We start from the raw sequence: 14,501 nt of genomic DNA, 5'->3' as shown, positions 1-14,501 counted from the left end.
TTCCGACTTGCCCGATCGGCAGCCTGAAAGCAATCCGCCCCGCTCCGGAGGCCGGAACGGGGCGGACAACCGCGGGTACCGGGTGACGTGGAACGTCAGCCCTGATAGCCAAACATCGACTTCACCTCGAGGAAATCCTCGAAGCCGTAGCGGCCCCATTCGCGGCCGTTGCCGGACTGCTTGTAGCCGCCGAACGGGGCTGCCAGATCGCCGCCGGCGCCATTGATGTGGACCATGCCGGCCCGGATCCGCCGGGCGAAGGCGCGGGCATGGTCGAGATTGCCGGAGGTGACATAGCTCGACAGGCCGTAGACCGTGTCATTGGCGATCTCGACGGCCTGGTCCTCGTTCTCGTAGGGCAGGATCGAGAGCACCGGACCGAACACTTCCTCGCGGGCGATGGTCATGCCGTTGTGGACATCGGCGAAGACGGTCGGGCGGACGTAATAGCCCTTGTTCAGGCCCGGCGGACGGCCCGGGCCGCCAGCGACGAGCTTCGCCTTCTCCTGGATGGCGGTCTCGATCAGGCCCTGGATCTTGTTGAATTGGATCTCGCTGACCACCGGGCCGATCATCGAGGTCTCGACGCGGGGATCGCCAACCACCGTCTCGTCGGCAACGCGGCGCGCAATGTCGATCACCTCGTCCTGGCGGGTGCGCGGCACCAGCATGCGGGTCGGCGCGTTGCAGGACTGGCCGGAATTGTTGAAGCAGAGCTTCACGCCATGGGTGATGGCCCGGCTGAAATCGGCATCGTCCAGGATGATATTGGGCGACTTGCCACCCAGTTCCTGGGCGACGCGCTTGACCGTCTCGGCCGCCGACTTGGCGACGAGAATGCCAGCACGGGTCGAGCCAGTGAACGACACCATGTCGATATCGGGATGGCTCGACAGGCGGCTGCCGACGGTCGCGCCATCGCCATTGACCATGTTGTAGACGCCGGCAGGCACGCCCGCCTCGTGCATGATCTCGGAGAAGACGAGGCCCGAGACCGGAGCGACCTCGGAGGGCTTCAGCACCATGGTGCAGCCAACCGCGAGCGCCGGGCCGACCTTGCATCCGACCTGGTTCATCGGCCAGTTCCACGGCGTGATCAGCGCGCAGACGCCGACCGGCTCGCGGGTCACCATGGTCTTGTTGATGATCTCGTCGAATTCATAGGTGCGCAGCACAGCGAGCGCCTGGGCGAGATGGCCAAGGCCTGCGCCGACATGGGCGGTGCGGGCAAGCGTCATCGGCGCGCCCATTTCGCGCGAAATGGCTTCCGCCATGTCGCCGGAGCGCTTCTTGTAGGTCTCGATGACGCTCTCGAGCAGTTCGATGCGCTCCTGGCGGCTGGTGCGTGAGAACGAGGCAAAGGCCTTCTTCGCCGCCGCCACCGCCTTGTCGGTGTCCTCGACTGAGCCGAGCGCGATCTCGGTAAAGGCCTCTTCCGTGGAGGGATCGATCACGTCGAGCTTGGTCAGCCGCGCCGGGGCGACCCATTGGCCGTCGATGTAGAATTCGAGATTGTGCTTGCTCATCGATCGTCGCTCCATATGCGCAGTGTACTGATTTCGCTCAAAATACAGTTTGGCAACGGGTACCGCGGGGCACCTGACCGCCTGACCCCATCCTCACAGATAGGGTGGCGTGCAGGCACTCACCACGATGCATGGCTCATCACCGACATTGCGAAACCGATGGGGGATCTGGCTGTCGAACAGATAGGCCTCGCCCACCTTTAGCGTCCGCACGGCCTGCCCGACTGTCACTTCCAGTTCGCCTGATATGACGACACCACCCTCGCGGGACGCGTGCGCCAGCATGGCTTCGCCGGTATCGGCGCCCGGTTCGTAGCGCTCGTGCAGGATCTGGAGGTTGTGGGCGCGCGCGTCCCCCACCTGGCGGAAATGCATGCTGCCCCGGCTGGTTTCCATTGATCCGGTGAGAACGGATGTCAGGTCGATCAGTTCCTCGGCAGCGAAGAACATCTGGCCCGCCTTGGCGGAATCGACAGAGAAGAAGTCGACGAAGCTGACGCCCAGCCCGTCGAGGATCTTGCGCAGCGATGCGATCGACGGGCTCGACTTGTTCTGCTCGACAGTGGCGATCAGCCCATGGGGCACACAGGCGCGCGAGGCCAGCTCGCGCTGCGACAGCTTGGCCGCAGCCCGCAGTTCCCTCAATCGCGCTCCGACGTCGAAATCCATTCGCCTACCTTTCCATGGCCCACCCGGACCGTCACGGCATGGTTGCCGTGCGATTTTCTCTCTGCTCGATATTTTGAGCAAGCGCTATCGGTCATAGCACGATCCAGCTTTTGCGAAGGAGCCCCGCCATGGCCAGCAATATCGAACTCGCGACCCGCCAGCAGGCCGCCGTGCCGCGTGGCATCGCCACCAAGGGCATCTACGCGGTGCGCGCAGAAAACGCCACGCTGTGGGACGCCGACGGCAAGGAGTTCATCGATTTCGCCGCGGGCATCGCGGTGGTCAATACCGGCCACCGCCATCCCGACGTGATGGCCGCGGTGAAGGAGCAGCTGGAAGCCTTCACCCATACGAGCTTCAACGTGGCGCCCTACGAGAGCTACATCGCTCTTGCCGAGCGCCTCAACAAGCTGACGCCTGGCGACCATGCCAAGAAGACGCTGCTGGTGACCACCGGCGTCGAGGCGGTGGAGAATGCCGTTAAGGCAGCGCGTCACTATACCGGCCGTTCGGCCATCGTTGCCTTTGCCGGCGCCTTCCACGGCCGCACGATGATGGGCATGGCACTGACCGGCAAGGTCTCGCCCTACAAGAAGGGCTTCGGCCCGATGCCGGGCGGCGTGTTCCATGTCGCCTATCCGAAGACCTATCATGGCATCGACACGGCGGCCGCCATGGCCAATCTGAAACAGCTGTTTGCTTCCGACGTCGATGCGTCGGAGGTTGCCGCCATCATCGTCGAGCCGGTGCAGGGCGAAGGCGGCTTCTACATCGCCCCGTTCGAGTTCATGAAGGAGGTGCGGGCGCTCTGCGACAAGCACGGCATCCTGATGATCGTCGACGAGATCCAGACCGGCATTGCCCGCACCGGCAAGATGTTCGCGTCGGAATATGCCGGCATCGTTCCCGACATGGTCACCATGGCCAAGGGCCTTGGCGGCGGCTTTCCGCTCTCGGCGGTGACGGGCCGGGCCGAGGTGATGGATTCCGCGCAGGTCGGCGGCCTCGGCGGCACCTATGCCGGTTCGCCGGTGGCGGTGGCCGCGGCCCATGCGGTGCTGGACATCATCGAGAAGGAGCAGCTCTGCACGCGGGCCTCCACCATCGGCGACATGATGCTGTCGCGCCTGAAGGACATGGCCAAGCGCAACACGTTCAACTGCATCGGCGATGTCCGTGGCCTCGGCGCGATGGTTGCCTTCGAGATCGTCAAGGACCGCGAGACCCGTGAGCCGGATGCGGCGACCACTTCGGCGCTGGTGGCCAAGGCCGAGGAGAACGGCCTGATCCTCTTGACCTGCGGCCCGGACGCCAATGTCGTGCGCATTCTTGCGCCGCTGACCATCCCGGAAGCGCAGGCGAAGAAGGGCATGGACATCCTGGAAGCCTCGCTCGCCGCCGTCGTCGGCGCCTGAGCCTTCCTATTTCCAGCACAGACCAGGGCCGGCACCGCAAGGTGACCGGCCCTTGTCATACCGTACATGCGGCCATGCTTGTCGCGCGGCTTGCAGCCCGTCGGGCGCGCCCGCATGCTCCGTCCCAACAGCTGGCGCTAGACCGGCACATGGGGAGGCATCGACATGGCACAGCGGCTGAGAGTCGGATTGATCGGGCTCGGCAATGCGGTGGAGCCGCATGCGAAAAGCCTGATCGATCTCGCGGACCGGGTGGAGGTGAAGGCCGCGGCCTCGCGCAGCCCGGAGCGGCTTCAGGCCTTCTCGGCCCGCTTCCCCTTCCCCACCACCACCGACATTGACGGCATCTTTGCCGATCCCGAGATCGACGCGGTGTGGATCCTGACGCCGCCCAACACCCATCTCGATTTCGGTCTGCGCGCGGCGGCCGCCGGCAAGCATGTGCTGATGGAGAAGCCGCTCGACATCGATGTCGCGGGCGGCGCCAAGCTCGTCGACGCCTTCCGCAAGGCCGACCGGCGGCTTGGTGTGGCTCTGCAACACCGGTTCCGTCCGGGCAGCCTGCGGCTGAAGGCGCTGCTGGATGAGGGCGCGCTCGGCGCCGTCGCCTCGGCCTGGATGACCGTGCCGTGGTGGCGACCGCAGGCCTATTACGACCAGCCGGGACGCTGCACCATGGCGCGCGACGGCGGCGGTGTGCTGATGACGCAGGCGATCCACACACTGGATCTGTTCCGCTCGCTGGTCGGCATCAGCGCTGTGGTGGCGGCCGACGCGGTGACGACGCCCGTGCACAAGGTGGAGACGGAGGACTATGCCTCGGCGCTGATCCGGCTCGGCAATGGCGCGCCAGGCGTCGTGATGGCGACGACGGCTGCCTATCCCGGAGGGGAAGAGCGGATCGAGATCATGGGCAGCGCCGCAACAGCCTGGATGGCCGGCGGCAATCTCGCCGTGCGCTGGCACGACGGGCGCGAGGAGAAGGTGACCCAGACCGGCGCCACCGGCGGCGGCGCCAATCCGATGGACTTTCCCCATGACTGGCACCTCGGCCTGATCACCGATTTCATCGATGCGATCCGGGATCGGCGCGATCCCATCGTTTCCGGTGCCGAGGGGCTGACAAGCCAGAAGGTGATCGACCAGATCCTCGCGAAGGCCGGCTGGCATCCAACGTCGTGACTGGAACTGCGGCCTTCCGACAAGTCGATTGGCAATGGCGTGACCTACTCCTAGGGTAGGTCACCAGCATGCAGGCATGTCCTTCGGCCAACGAGGCTTCCCATGTTCATCAAGACCGCCGATGCCAACCTGCTCGTCTCCGCCTTTGGACGGGGGCCACGGACGTTTGTTGCCCATGGCGGATGGGTCGGCAGCGGCGAACTCTGGCACGCTCCCTTCGACATTCTCAGCAGGTCCTGGCGGACGGTGACCTATGACCATCGCGGCACCGGCGGCACAACGCATAAAGCCGCAGCCATCACATTCGAGATGCTGGTTGCGGACCTTTTCACCGTCCTCGACCGCCTCGACATCAAGGACTGCGTCATCGCCGCCGAGTCGGCGGGGGCGGCCATCGTTCTGGAAGCGGTCTTGCGCAGGCCCGAGCGATTTTCCGGTCTGGTGGTCGTCGCCGGGCGCTACTCAGGCGCCCGCACGCCGCAGCGCGACCAGTTGATCGGCGGCTGCAAGGCGAATTTCCCGGCCACAATGGAGGCTTTCGTCAATGCCTGCACGCCGGAGGACGATTGTGACGCCGAGCGCGCCTGGGGCAAGCAGATCGTCAATCGGTCGAATGGTCCGGCCGCCATCCAGCTGCTCGAATGCCTCGAGGAGATCGAGATCGAATCCCGGCTGGCATCCATCGCCATTCCGACCCTCGTCCTGCACGGCAGCCGGGACGTGATCACCCCCCTCTCCTCGTCGGAGACGCTGGCGGCCCTGATCCCGAATGCCAGGCTGGTGATCGCCGAAGGGGCCGGCCATGTCCCGACCGTGACCCGCCCGGAATGGATTGCGGATCAGGTCGAGAGCTTTTTCGGCAAGCCGGCTGCCTGAAGCGGCGGCTCGTCAGTACATCCCGGTGCCGCCGTTGATCTGCACGGTCTCGCCGGTGATGAACGAGGCCTTTTCGGAGGCGAGGAACAGAACGAGATTGGCGACGTCCTCGGCGGTGCCTTCGCGGCCGAGCGGCGTCTGGGCGACGGCGGCCTTGCGGCCTTCCGGCGTGTTGAACTGCTCGTGGAAGCGGGTGGCGATCAGGCCAGGCGCAACGCCGTTGACCCGGATGCCGCTCGGGCCCAGCTCCTTGGCGAGGCCGCGGGTATAGGTGACGATCGCACCCTTCGACGCCGCATAGTGCGAGGCGCCGGGACCGCCACCGCTCATGGCGGCGAGCGACGACATGGTGACGATGACGCCCGACTTCTTCGGCTCCATGATGCGGATCGCCGCCTGACAGGTCAGGAAGGTCGAGGTGACGTTGAGCGCCAGCACGCGCTGCCAGAGATCCTCGGTCGCGTCGATGTTCTTGACGCGCTGCAGGATGCCGCCGGCATTGGTGAAGACGATGTCGACCGTGCCGAAGGCCTTCACCGCCGCGTCGAAGGCCGCGTCCGCATCGCTCTTCTTGGTCAGGTCGGCCTTGATGGCGAGGGCATCGCCACCAGCCGCCTTGATCTCGGCCTCCAGCGCCTTGGCCTCCTTGGCACTGGAAATATAGGTGAAGACGACCTTGGCGCCCGCCTTGGCGAAGGCGCGCGTCGCCGCCTCGCCGATGCCCGATGCGCCGCCGGTCACCATCGCTACTTTGCCTGAAAATTCCATATTCATGCCCTTCAATGCAGGTGAGATCGATTAGGATCCGGCCAGCCTCACTTGAGGAAATCCGGTGAGACGAGGCTCGGCAGGAACAGTGAGACCGCCGGCCACATGATGACCAGTGCGAGCACCAGCAGCATGGGGATGAGCATGATCATCGTGTCCTTGATGGCATCGCGTATTCGCATGCCGGCGACCGTGCAGGCGATCATCAGGCAGAGGCCATAGGGCGGCGTCACCAGGCCGAAGGCAAGGCTGACAATGCCGACCATGGCGAAATGGACCGGGTCCATCTCGACCGCCTTGGCGAGCGGCTGAAGGATCGGCCCGCAGATGATGATGGCCGGAATGGCGTCGAGGAAGCAGCCCACCACCAGGAACACGAAGGCGATGAAGAAACCGGTCGCCATGAAGCCCATGCCCCAGGCCGACACGCCGGTGAGGATCGCTTCCGGGATCTTGTAATAGGCGAGCAGCCAGCCAAAGCAGCTGGCGGTGCCAACGCAGAGCAGCGTGATGCCGGCGAGCTTGCCGGTGTCGAGCAGGGCCGAATAGAGGCCCTTCATGTCCATCTCGCGATAGACGATGAGCGACAGGAAGCCCGCATAGAGCACGGCAATGGCCGCGGATTCGGTGGCGGTGAACCAGCCGAAGATCTTGCCGCCGATGATGATGCCCGGCGTCATCAGGGCCAGGAAGGAATGGGCGCAGGAGCAGATGAACTCGCGCCACGATGCCCGCGGATAGGTCGGGTAGCCCCGGTGAACCGCATAGGCGTGGACGGTCGCCATCTGGGCGACGCCGATCAGCAGGCCGGGGACGATACCGGCGAGAAACAGCGCGCCGATCGAGGTTGTGAGGATGCCGCCCCAGACGATCATCAGGATGGACGGCGGGATGATCACCGCAAGCACGGCCGAGACGGCCGTGATGGCGACGGAGAACGAGTCGTCGTAGCCCTCCTTGCGCTGCGCCTCGATGAAGATCTTCGACTGGCTGGCAGCGTCTGCCGTGGACGAGCCGGAAATGCCGGCGAAGAAGATCGACAGCACGACGTTGATCTGCGCGAGGCCGCCCGGCCAGTGGCCGACCATGGTGCGCGACAGCTTCATCAACCTGTCGGTGATGCCACCGATATTCATCAGGTTGGCAGTCAGCAGGAAGAACGGAACAGCCAGCAGAATGAAGGAGTTGAAGGCGTTGAAGCTCTCCGACATCAGCGTCATCGAATCGAGCCGGGGCTCAATGGCGAGGATGGGGAGACAGGCGAGGCCGAGCGCGAAGGCGACGGGAACGCGAAAGACCATCAGCCCAAAGAACGAGCCGAACAGGATGAAGGCCGCCTGACCGGCGGAGAGAACCGAACCGGTCATGACTGCACGTCCTTGCCGAGGATGATTTTCAGGTCGTCGACGAAGAGTTCGCCGAGGAAGACGAGCCAGGTGAGCCCCATGAGCGGCCAGGCGATGTGGATCGTCCAGAGCGGCAGCTCGGCCAGTTCAGAGATGCGGTACCAGCCGAAGCGGGTGAACTGGATGCCGGCCCAGACGAAGACCAGAGAGAGCGCCAGAATGCCGATGCGGCCGCAAAGCCGGGCCAGGGCCTCTCCCCTTGCGCCGAGCCTTGGCAGGAGATCGACCTCGAAATGGGTGGATTCCCTCACCCCGATCATGGCGCCGATGATGATTGTCCAGATGAACAGGAAGCGCGCCATCTCCTCGGTCCAGATGTAGGACGGGATGAGCTCGGTATGACGCGAAACGATCTGCAGCGTGACGGGAATGATCAGGATCGCGACGGCGACCACCAGCAGATGCGACAGCAGAGCCGCATAGGCGGCCGTGAACCGGCGCCACAGCCCCGGCGACGGGGTTTCGGACATGCTCATGAACGGCTTTCAGGCAGGAGAGGACATGATGACGGCAAGACGGATCCATCCGCGCCCCGCCCTGGGGCGGAAGCGCGGATGGAGAGCGATCTCGTTCAGACGCCGTTGACCTGGCCGAAGATGCCCTCGGCGCCGATCTCCTTGGCATAGGCTGCCATGACCGGATCGGTGAGTTTCTTCATCTGGTCGCGCTCCTCGAAGGTGATGCGCTTCAGGCGGCCCGCCTTTTCCAGCGTTTCCAGCTTGGCGCCGTCCTCGCTCGATTCGACCTGGCGGCCATATTCACCGGCCTCCTTGCCAGCCGCGATCACGGCGTCCTGCAGATCCTTCGGCAGGGTGGCCATGGTCTTCATCGAGAAGCAGATCGGCCGGATCGAGACCGCGTGCTGCGTCATCAGGAGGTTGGGCGCCACCTCGTAGAACTTCATCGCCTCGACGCCGGCGGCTTCGTTCTCGCCCGCCTGGATGACGCCGTTCTGGATGGCGTTGTACACTTCGTTATAGGCGATGACGGTCGGCGACATGCCGACCGCGGCGAAGGTGCGCGACCAGATCGGGGCGCCCTGCACGCGAACCTTGAGGCCGCGCAGTTCGGCGATGTTCTTGGCCGACTTGTTGGCGAAGATGTTGCGCGTACCGCCGCCGGCATGGCCGATCAGCCGGACCTCTGCACGCTTTTCGACCTCGTCCTCGATGGGCTTCAGCATGCCCGCCTTCACCACATTGTTCATGTGGGTGATGTCGCGGAACACGAAGGGCGCATCGATGAACGGTGCTGCACGTGCGAAGGTCGACATGTGCGCCGGCGAGACGATGCCGTAGTCGACCGCCTTGCCCTGAGCCATGTACTCGAAATATTGCTTTTCGAGACCAAGCGAAGAATTCTTGTGCAGGGTGAAGTTGATCGGCTTGCCGTACAGAGCCTTGACCCGCTCCTCGAACCGCACGAGCGCCTTGGTGAAGGCGTGATCATCATTGAACTGCACGGCACCATTGAGTGTGATCGGTGCCTGGGCGCGGAGAACGGCGGGGCTTGCAATGATGGCGGCAGCGGATGTGGCGCCAAGGCCCATCAGTACTTTGCGTCGATCCATAGTGACATCCTCCCAGAGTGTCGTGGCACGCCCGTGTTTTCACAGGTCGGTAGACTAGTATGGCAGAACCATCAGAGCGCTCCTAGGCGGAATTACTTGCTGCTCTGCAGCAAAACGACATTAAAATTCCGCTAGGGAAGCGCGTTTTCCTTCGCAACAGCGAAGCGTCTGTGACGCTAGCGGAAGCGGGCGTGCCTAATTCGTCAGCAAATACGTACACTACCGGATAACGCGCGCATGACGCTTCGATAGCCTGACTCCCATCGGGCTCATATGCGCCCTGCGTCAGGACGGTTCGGCACGCATGTTGCTTTCGAACCGTCGCGTCCACGAGGAGAGTTCCATGAACGAGCAAGAGCTGCGCGGCCTGATCAATGAAGTGAAGGACGGCACCGTATCCCGACGCGCCTTCATCCAGCGCCTGGCTGCGGTTGGACTGGCGGCGCCGCTGGCGACCCAGTTGCTGAGCTTTGCCGGCGTTGCCCATGCCCAGACGCAATATGCCTACAAGCCGACCAAGGCCGGCGGCGGCGGCGCACTGAAGCTGTTGTTCTGGCAGGCCGTGACGCTGATCAACCCGCACTTCGCGGTCGGCACCAAGGATCAGGAAGGCTCGCGCGTGTTCTACGAGCCGCTGGCCGGCTGGGACCAGGAGGGCAATCTCGTACCCTTCCTCGCCGCCGAAATCCCCTCGCGCGAAAACGGCGGTCTTGCTGCCGACGGTCTCTCGGTCACCTGGAAGCTCAAGCAGGGCGTCAAGTGGCACGACGGCAAGCCGTTCACCGCCGACGACGTCGTGTTCAACTGGGAATATGTCAAGGACCCCGCCACCGCGGCGACCACGATCGGCTCCTACAAGGACGTCATCGTCACCAAGATCGACACCTACACGGTCAAGGTCGCCTTCCAGAAGCCGACGCCGTTCTGGGCCGACGCCTTCGTGGGCGCGGTCGGCATGATCATCCCGAAGCACCTGTTCGCCGACTATATCGGCGCCAAGTCGCGCGATGCACCGACGAACCTCAAGCCGGTCGGCACTGGCCCGTTCCGCTTCGTCGACTTCAAGCCCGGCGACGTGCTGACCGGCGAGCGCAACCCCGATTATCACATCCCCAACCGGCCGCATTTCGACACGGTCGAACTGAAAGGCGGCGGCGATGCGGTCTCGGCCGCCCGTGCGGTCATTCAGACCGGCGAGTATGACTATGCCTGGAACATGCAGGTCGAGGACGAGATCCTGGTCCGCATGGAAGCTGGCGGTCGCGGCAAGACGATGATCGTGCAGGGCGGTGACATCGAGTTCATCACGCTCAACACGACTGACCCCTGGACGGAAGTGGACGGCGAGCGCTCGTCGACCAAGACCCAGCATCCGCTGCTCAGCGACCCGGCCGTACGCAAGGCCTTGAGCTATCTGGTCGACAAGGATTCCGTCCAGAAGTTCATCTACGGCCGCACGGGCATTGCGACACCGAATTTCGTTGCCGCTCCGGCGCGTTATGCCTCCAAGAGCACGAGCTACGAATTCAGCATCGAGAAGGCCAACCAGACACTGGAGGCCGCCGGCTGGAAGCGCGGATCTGACGGCATTCGTGCCAAGGACGGCAAGAAGCTGAAGATGGTCTACCAGACCTCGATCAATGCGCCGCGCCAGAAGACCCAGGCGATCATCAAGCAGGCCTGCCAGCGGGCCGGCATCGACCTGGAACTGAAGTCGGTGACGGCGTCGGTGTTCTTCTCCTCGGACGTTGCCAATCCCGACACCTACACCAAGTTCTACTGCGACATGCAGATGTACACGGTGACCATGCTGCAGCCGGATCCCGAGCGGTTCCTGCAGCAGTTTGCCTCGTGGGAGATCTCCAACAAGGACAACAAGTGGCAGGGCCGCAACATCTCGCGGTTCCGCAGCGAGGAGGCCGACAAGGCGATCCGCGCGTCGTCCAGCGAACTCGATCCCATCAAGCGGGCTGCCGAGCTCATCAAGATCAACGACATTGCGATCACCAACCACATCGTCATTCCCGTCGTGACCCGTCCCCGTGTCTTCGCGGCGAGCAACAAGATGACCACCCACATCAGTGGCTGGGACAACTCGCTGTGGATGCTGCATTCCTGGTATCGCGAGTGATCCACGTGTCATTCGCAGCTGCTGACCGAAGCAGGTAAGGCTTCATCTGATGGGCAATTACCTGCTTCGGCGCCTCTTCATCGCCATCCCGAGCCTGCTCGGCATCAGCGTCGTGCTCTTCACGGTGCTGGCGCTGGCGCCAGGCGACCCGTTCGAGGAACTGGCCTCCAATCCCAACATTCCGCCCGAGGTTCGGGCGGCACTGCGCCTGAAATTCGGCATCGATGATCCGGTCTTCGTGCGCTATTTCCGGTGGCTCAGCGCCATGGCGCAGGGCGATTGGGGCTTTTCCTTCGTCAGCCGCGTCAATGTCGACAGCCTGATCCTTCAGCGCCTGCCGGCAACCCTCATCGTGATCGGCTCCTCGCAGATCCTGGCGCTGTTGATCGCCATTCCGGTCGGCGTCTATGCCGCCACCCGGCCCTATTCGATCTTCGACCAGATCGCCAACACGCTGGCTTTCGTCGGCTTCTCGCTGCCGACCTTCTTCACCGGCCTCCTGATGATCCTGGTCTTCTCGATCTGGCTCGACTGGTTGCCCTTCGTCTACCGGTCGGACATCGCGGCTACAGGCTGGCGGTTCTACTGGGAGCATGTGCGGCAAGCCGTGTTGCCGGTGGCAGTGCTCGGCGTGTTCCAGGCGGCGTCCTACACCCGCTATGTGCGCTCCGCTGTGCTCGATGTGATCCGGCTGGATTACGTCACCACGGCGCGTGCCAAGGGCCTCGACGAACGCGTCGTCATCGTCAAGCACGTGGTGAGGAACGCCCTCATCCCCGTGGTGACGCTGGTCGCGCTGCAGATGCCCTCGGTGTTCGGCGGCGCCATCGTCACCGAACAGATCTTCCGCGTGCCCGGCATCGGCTCGCTCCTGATCTCCTCCATCCTCGCCAACGACACGCCGGTCATCATGGCTGTGACCTTTGTGTTCGCCTGTCTCGTTGTCCTCTTCAACCTGATTGCAGATATCCTTTATGGCTGGCTCGACCCCCGCATCGCCTTCCGCTGACGCCGCCGTGGCCCCTCCGGCCACCCCGGCATCCGCCGGGCCCGGACAGGCCAACCAGGGCTCACAGAAGCAGATCTCGCTCATCGGCGACGCCTGGCGTCGTTTCCGGCGCCATCGCCTTGCGCTGTTCAGCTTGGCGATCCTGGGCAGCATCATCCTGGCCGTGCTGCTCGGTCCCTTCCTGTGGCGGGTGCCGATCGACGAGATCGACTTCACGGCGCGGCTTGCCCGCCCTTCGTGGGATCATCCCTTCGGTACAGATGACCTCGGACAGGATCTGCTGGCCCGCATGATCTATGGCGGGCGGATCTCGCTCGCCGTCGGCCTTGCGGCCATGGTGGTGGCCATCGTGGTGGGCGTGATCATAGGCGCGGTCGCCGGCATGTCCCGTGGGAGCGTTGACGCCTTCCTGATGTGGGTGACCGACCTGTTCCTGTCACTGCCGCAGCTGCCGCTTCTGCTGCTGATCATCTATCTGTTCCGAGACGGGTTGAAGAGCGTGTTCGGGCCGGAAGGCGGCGTGTTCATTCTCATCGTCATCGTCATCGGCGGGCTCAGATGGATGCCGGTGGCGCGTCTGGTGCGCGCGCAGTTCCTGTCGCTGCGCGAGAAGGAGTTCGTCGAGGCGGCCCGTGCGCTCGGCGCTTCCACACCGCGCCAGGTGGTCCGGCATATCCTGCCGAACTCGCTGGGTCCGGTGATCGTCGCCGGCACCATCGATGTGGCCGCGGCCATCATCGCCGAATCCACACTCTCCTTCCTCGGCCTCGGCTTCCCGCCCGACATTCCGACCTGGGGGCGGCTGCTGTTCGACGCCAAGGACTATCTCGACCAGTCGCCGCACTGGGCGCTGTTTCCGGGTGCCGCGATCTTCCTGACGGTGCTCTCGATCAACTTCATCGGCGACGGATTGCGCGACGCGCTCGATCCCCGAAAGGTCATGTGATGGTCGACATTTCGGCTTCCACCGCCACGGCCGAGCCCCTGCTCGACATCCGCGGCCTGAAGACCCATTTCGCCACCGACGACGGCATGGTGCAGTCGGTTGACGGCGTCGACATCCGCATCAACAAGGGCGAGACAGTCTGCGTGGTCGGTGAATCCGGCTGCGGCAAGACGGTCACCGCCATGTCGGTCTTGAAGCTCATCGCCATGCCGCCGGGCAAGATCGTGGATGGCCAGATCCTCTGGCAGGGCCGCGATCTCGTGCCGCTCAGCGCCAAGGAGATGAACAAGATCCGGTCGAAGGAGATTGCGATCGTCTTCCAGGAGCCGATGACGTCACTGAACCCGGTCTACACGGTCGGCGACCAGATCGGCGAGGTGCTGCAGCTCCACGAGGGCCTGAACAAGCGTGAGGCGCTTGAGCGGACCATCGAGATGCTGCGGCTGGTCCACATCCCCAATCCGGAGCGGCGGGTCCACGACTATCCGCACCAGTTCTCGGGCGGCATGCGCCAGCGCGTGATGATCGCCATGGCGCTGTCCTGCAGCCCGAAACTCTTGATCGCCGACGAACCGACGACCGCCCTCGACGTCACGATCCAGGCGCAGATCCTCGAGCTCCTTCAGGAGATGAAGGACAAGTTCGGGATGTCGATCATGCTGATCACCCACGCCATGGGCGTGGTGGCCGAGACGGCCCAGCGCGTGGTCGTCATGTATGCCGGCAAGGTGGTGGAGGAAGCCGGTGTCGAGCAGCTCTTCGGCAATCCGCGCCATCCCTATACGCAGGGCCTGATCCGCTCGATCCCGCGGCTTGACCTTGCCGCCACGCACCACACCCGGCTCGAGACCATCGCCGGGTCGGTGCCGCGCCTGCTCAACCCGCCGCCAGGCTGCCGCTTCGCCGCGCGTTGCGCCCACGCCATGGATATCTGCCGCCAGTCCCAGCCGCCGCTTCGCGAGATCGAGCCGGGCCACAAGGTCGCGTGCGTCCTGTGAGGACG

General features: G+C 64.2%; 13 protein-coding genes. 7 read left to right on the top strand and 6 right to left on the bottom strand.

The genetic code is table 11. From position 1 onward, the window contains the following. Positions 1–95: 95 nt before the first annotated feature. Positions 96–1,526, bottom strand: coding sequence for an aldehyde dehydrogenase family protein (locus E8L99_RS14750; RefSeq protein ID WP_137100255.1), 1,431 nt, complete (start codon positions 1,524–1,526; stop codon positions 96–98). A 93-nt stretch (positions 1,527–1,619) separates the two neighbouring features. Then, positions 1,620–2,195: a cupin domain-containing protein gene (locus E8L99_RS14745; RefSeq protein WP_137100254.1), complete on the bottom strand. Its 576-nt coding sequence runs from the start codon at positions 2,193–2,195 to the stop codon at positions 1,620–1,622. Between the two features lie 128 nt (positions 2,196–2,323). On the opposite strand from E8L99_RS14745, the gene gabT reads away from it, so the two are divergent. From gabT to E8L99_RS14730, 3 genes are all read left to right on the top strand, one after another. Further along, the gene (gabT, locus tag E8L99_RS14740) at positions 2,324–3,610 is read left to right on the top strand and encodes a 4-aminobutyrate--2-oxoglutarate transaminase (RefSeq protein WP_137100253.1); all 1,287 of its coding nucleotides are present in this window, start codon (positions 2,324–2,326) and stop codon (positions 3,608–3,610) included. Between the two features lie 165 nt (positions 3,611–3,775). Next, the gene (locus tag E8L99_RS14735; RefSeq protein ID WP_137100252.1) at positions 3,776–4,792 is read left to right on the top strand and encodes a Gfo/Idh/MocA family protein; all 1,017 of its coding nucleotides are present in this window, start codon (positions 3,776–3,778) and stop codon (positions 4,790–4,792) included. A gap of 102 nt (positions 4,793–4,894) precedes the next feature. Then, on the top strand, positions 4,895–5,668 hold the full coding sequence (locus E8L99_RS14730) for an alpha/beta fold hydrolase (protein ID WP_137100251.1): 774 nt from the start codon (positions 4,895–4,897) through the stop codon (positions 5,666–5,668). A 12-nt stretch (positions 5,669–5,680) separates the two neighbouring features. Here the strand turns inward: E8L99_RS14730 and E8L99_RS14725 are convergent, their stop codons facing one another. The 4 genes from E8L99_RS14725 to E8L99_RS14710 all read right to left on the bottom strand — a co-directional run bounded on the left by E8L99_RS14725 (position 5,681) and on the right by E8L99_RS14710 (position 9,412). After that, positions 5,681–6,436: an SDR family NAD(P)-dependent oxidoreductase gene (locus E8L99_RS14725; RefSeq protein WP_168201689.1), complete on the bottom strand. Its 756-nt coding sequence runs from the start codon at positions 6,434–6,436 to the stop codon at positions 5,681–5,683. Positions 6,437–6,483: 47 nt separating this feature from the next. Next, positions 6,484–7,803, bottom strand: a complete 1,320-nt coding sequence (locus E8L99_RS14720) for a TRAP transporter large permease (RefSeq protein ID WP_137100249.1) — start codon at positions 7,801–7,803, stop codon at positions 6,484–6,486. Further along, positions 7,800–8,318, bottom strand: a complete 519-nt coding sequence (locus tag E8L99_RS14715; RefSeq protein WP_315862539.1) for a TRAP transporter small permease — start codon at positions 8,316–8,318, stop codon at positions 7,800–7,802. The genes E8L99_RS14720 and E8L99_RS14715 overlap by 4 nt, the downstream gene beginning before the upstream one ends. Before the next feature lie 95 nt (positions 8,319–8,413). Further along, complete coding sequence (locus E8L99_RS14710) at positions 8,414–9,412, bottom strand: TRAP transporter substrate-binding protein (protein ID WP_137100248.1); 999 nt, start codon at positions 9,410–9,412, stop codon at positions 8,414–8,416. 343 nt (positions 9,413–9,755) lie between these two features. Here E8L99_RS14710 and E8L99_RS14705 point away from each other — a divergent pair, with 343 nt between their 5' ends. Genes E8L99_RS14705 through E8L99_RS14690 form a run of 4 tightly spaced genes read left to right on the top strand, consistent with a single transcriptional unit; the run spans position 9,756 to position 14,496 of the window. Further along, positions 9,756–11,543, top strand: coding sequence for a peptide ABC transporter substrate-binding protein (locus E8L99_RS14705; protein ID WP_137100247.1), 1,788 nt, complete (start codon positions 9,756–9,758; stop codon positions 11,541–11,543). 49 nt (positions 11,544–11,592) lie between these two features. Beyond that, positions 11,593–12,552 (top strand): ABC transporter permease, encoded by a 960-nt coding sequence (locus E8L99_RS14700; protein WP_137100246.1) that lies wholly within the window; start codon positions 11,593–11,595, stop codon positions 12,550–12,552. Next, positions 12,518–13,498 (top strand): ABC transporter permease, encoded by a 981-nt coding sequence (locus E8L99_RS14695; RefSeq protein ID WP_137100245.1) that lies wholly within the window; start codon positions 12,518–12,520, stop codon positions 13,496–13,498. The genes E8L99_RS14700 and E8L99_RS14695 overlap by 35 nt, the downstream gene beginning before the upstream one ends. Then, positions 13,498–14,496 carry an ABC transporter ATP-binding protein gene (locus tag E8L99_RS14690; protein ID WP_137100244.1) on the top strand — a complete coding sequence of 333 codons (999 nt, stop codon included), beginning with the start codon at positions 13,498–13,500 and terminating at the stop codon, positions 14,494–14,496. The genes E8L99_RS14695 and E8L99_RS14690 overlap by 1 nt, the downstream gene beginning before the upstream one ends. Positions 14,497–14,501 lie beyond the last annotated feature (5 nt).

Source organism: Phreatobacter aquaticus, from assembly GCF_005160265.1.
GTDB lineage: Bacteria > Pseudomonadota > Alphaproteobacteria > Rhizobiales > Phreatobacteraceae > Phreatobacter > Phreatobacter aquaticus.
The sequence above is the reverse complement of the archived record's forward strand: the minus strand, read 5'-3'. Positions and strand labels throughout refer to the sequence as shown.

What these genes read in the sequence shown, in the direction of transcription:
- E8L99_RS14700 (WP_137100246.1), top strand. Translation starts at nt 11,593, where the DNA reads ATGGGCAATTACCTGCTTCGGCGCCTCTTCATCGCCATCCCGAGCCTG.
- E8L99_RS14730 (WP_137100251.1), top strand. Translation starts at nt 4,895, where the DNA reads ATGTTCATCAAGACCGCCGATGCCAACCTGCTCGTCTCCGCCTTTGGA.
- E8L99_RS14715 (WP_315862539.1), bottom strand. Translation starts at nt 8,318, where the DNA reads ATGAGCATGTCCGAAACCCCGTCGCCGGGGCTGTGGCGCCGGTTCACG.
- E8L99_RS14745 (WP_137100254.1), bottom strand. Translation starts at nt 2,195, where the DNA reads ATGGATTTCGACGTCGGAGCGCGATTGAGGGAACTGCGGGCTGCGGCC.
- E8L99_RS14710 (WP_137100248.1), bottom strand. Translation starts at nt 9,412, where the DNA reads ATGGATCGACGCAAAGTACTGATGGGCCTTGGCGCCACATCCGCTGCC.
- E8L99_RS14735 (WP_137100252.1), top strand. Translation starts at nt 3,776, where the DNA reads ATGGCACAGCGGCTGAGAGTCGGATTGATCGGGCTCGGCAATGCGGTG.
- E8L99_RS14720 (WP_137100249.1), bottom strand. Translation starts at nt 7,803, where the DNA reads ATGACCGGTTCGGTTCTCTCCGCCGGTCAGGCGGCCTTCATCCTGTTC.
- E8L99_RS14690 (WP_137100244.1), top strand. Translation starts at nt 13,498, where the DNA reads ATGGTCGACATTTCGGCTTCCACCGCCACGGCCGAGCCCCTGCTCGAC.
- E8L99_RS14750 (WP_137100255.1), bottom strand. Translation starts at nt 1,526, where the DNA reads ATGAGCAAGCACAATCTCGAATTCTACATCGACGGCCAATGGGTCGCC.
- E8L99_RS14725 (WP_168201689.1), bottom strand. Translation starts at nt 6,436, where the DNA reads ATGGAATTTTCAGGCAAAGTAGCGATGGTGACCGGCGGCGCATCGGGC.
- gabT (WP_137100253.1), top strand. Translation starts at nt 2,324, where the DNA reads ATGGCCAGCAATATCGAACTCGCGACCCGCCAGCAGGCCGCCGTGCCG.
- E8L99_RS14705 (WP_137100247.1), top strand. Translation starts at nt 9,756, where the DNA reads ATGAACGAGCAAGAGCTGCGCGGCCTGATCAATGAAGTGAAGGACGGC.
- E8L99_RS14695 (WP_137100245.1), top strand. Translation starts at nt 12,518, where the DNA reads ATGGCTGGCTCGACCCCCGCATCGCCTTCCGCTGACGCCGCCGTGGCC.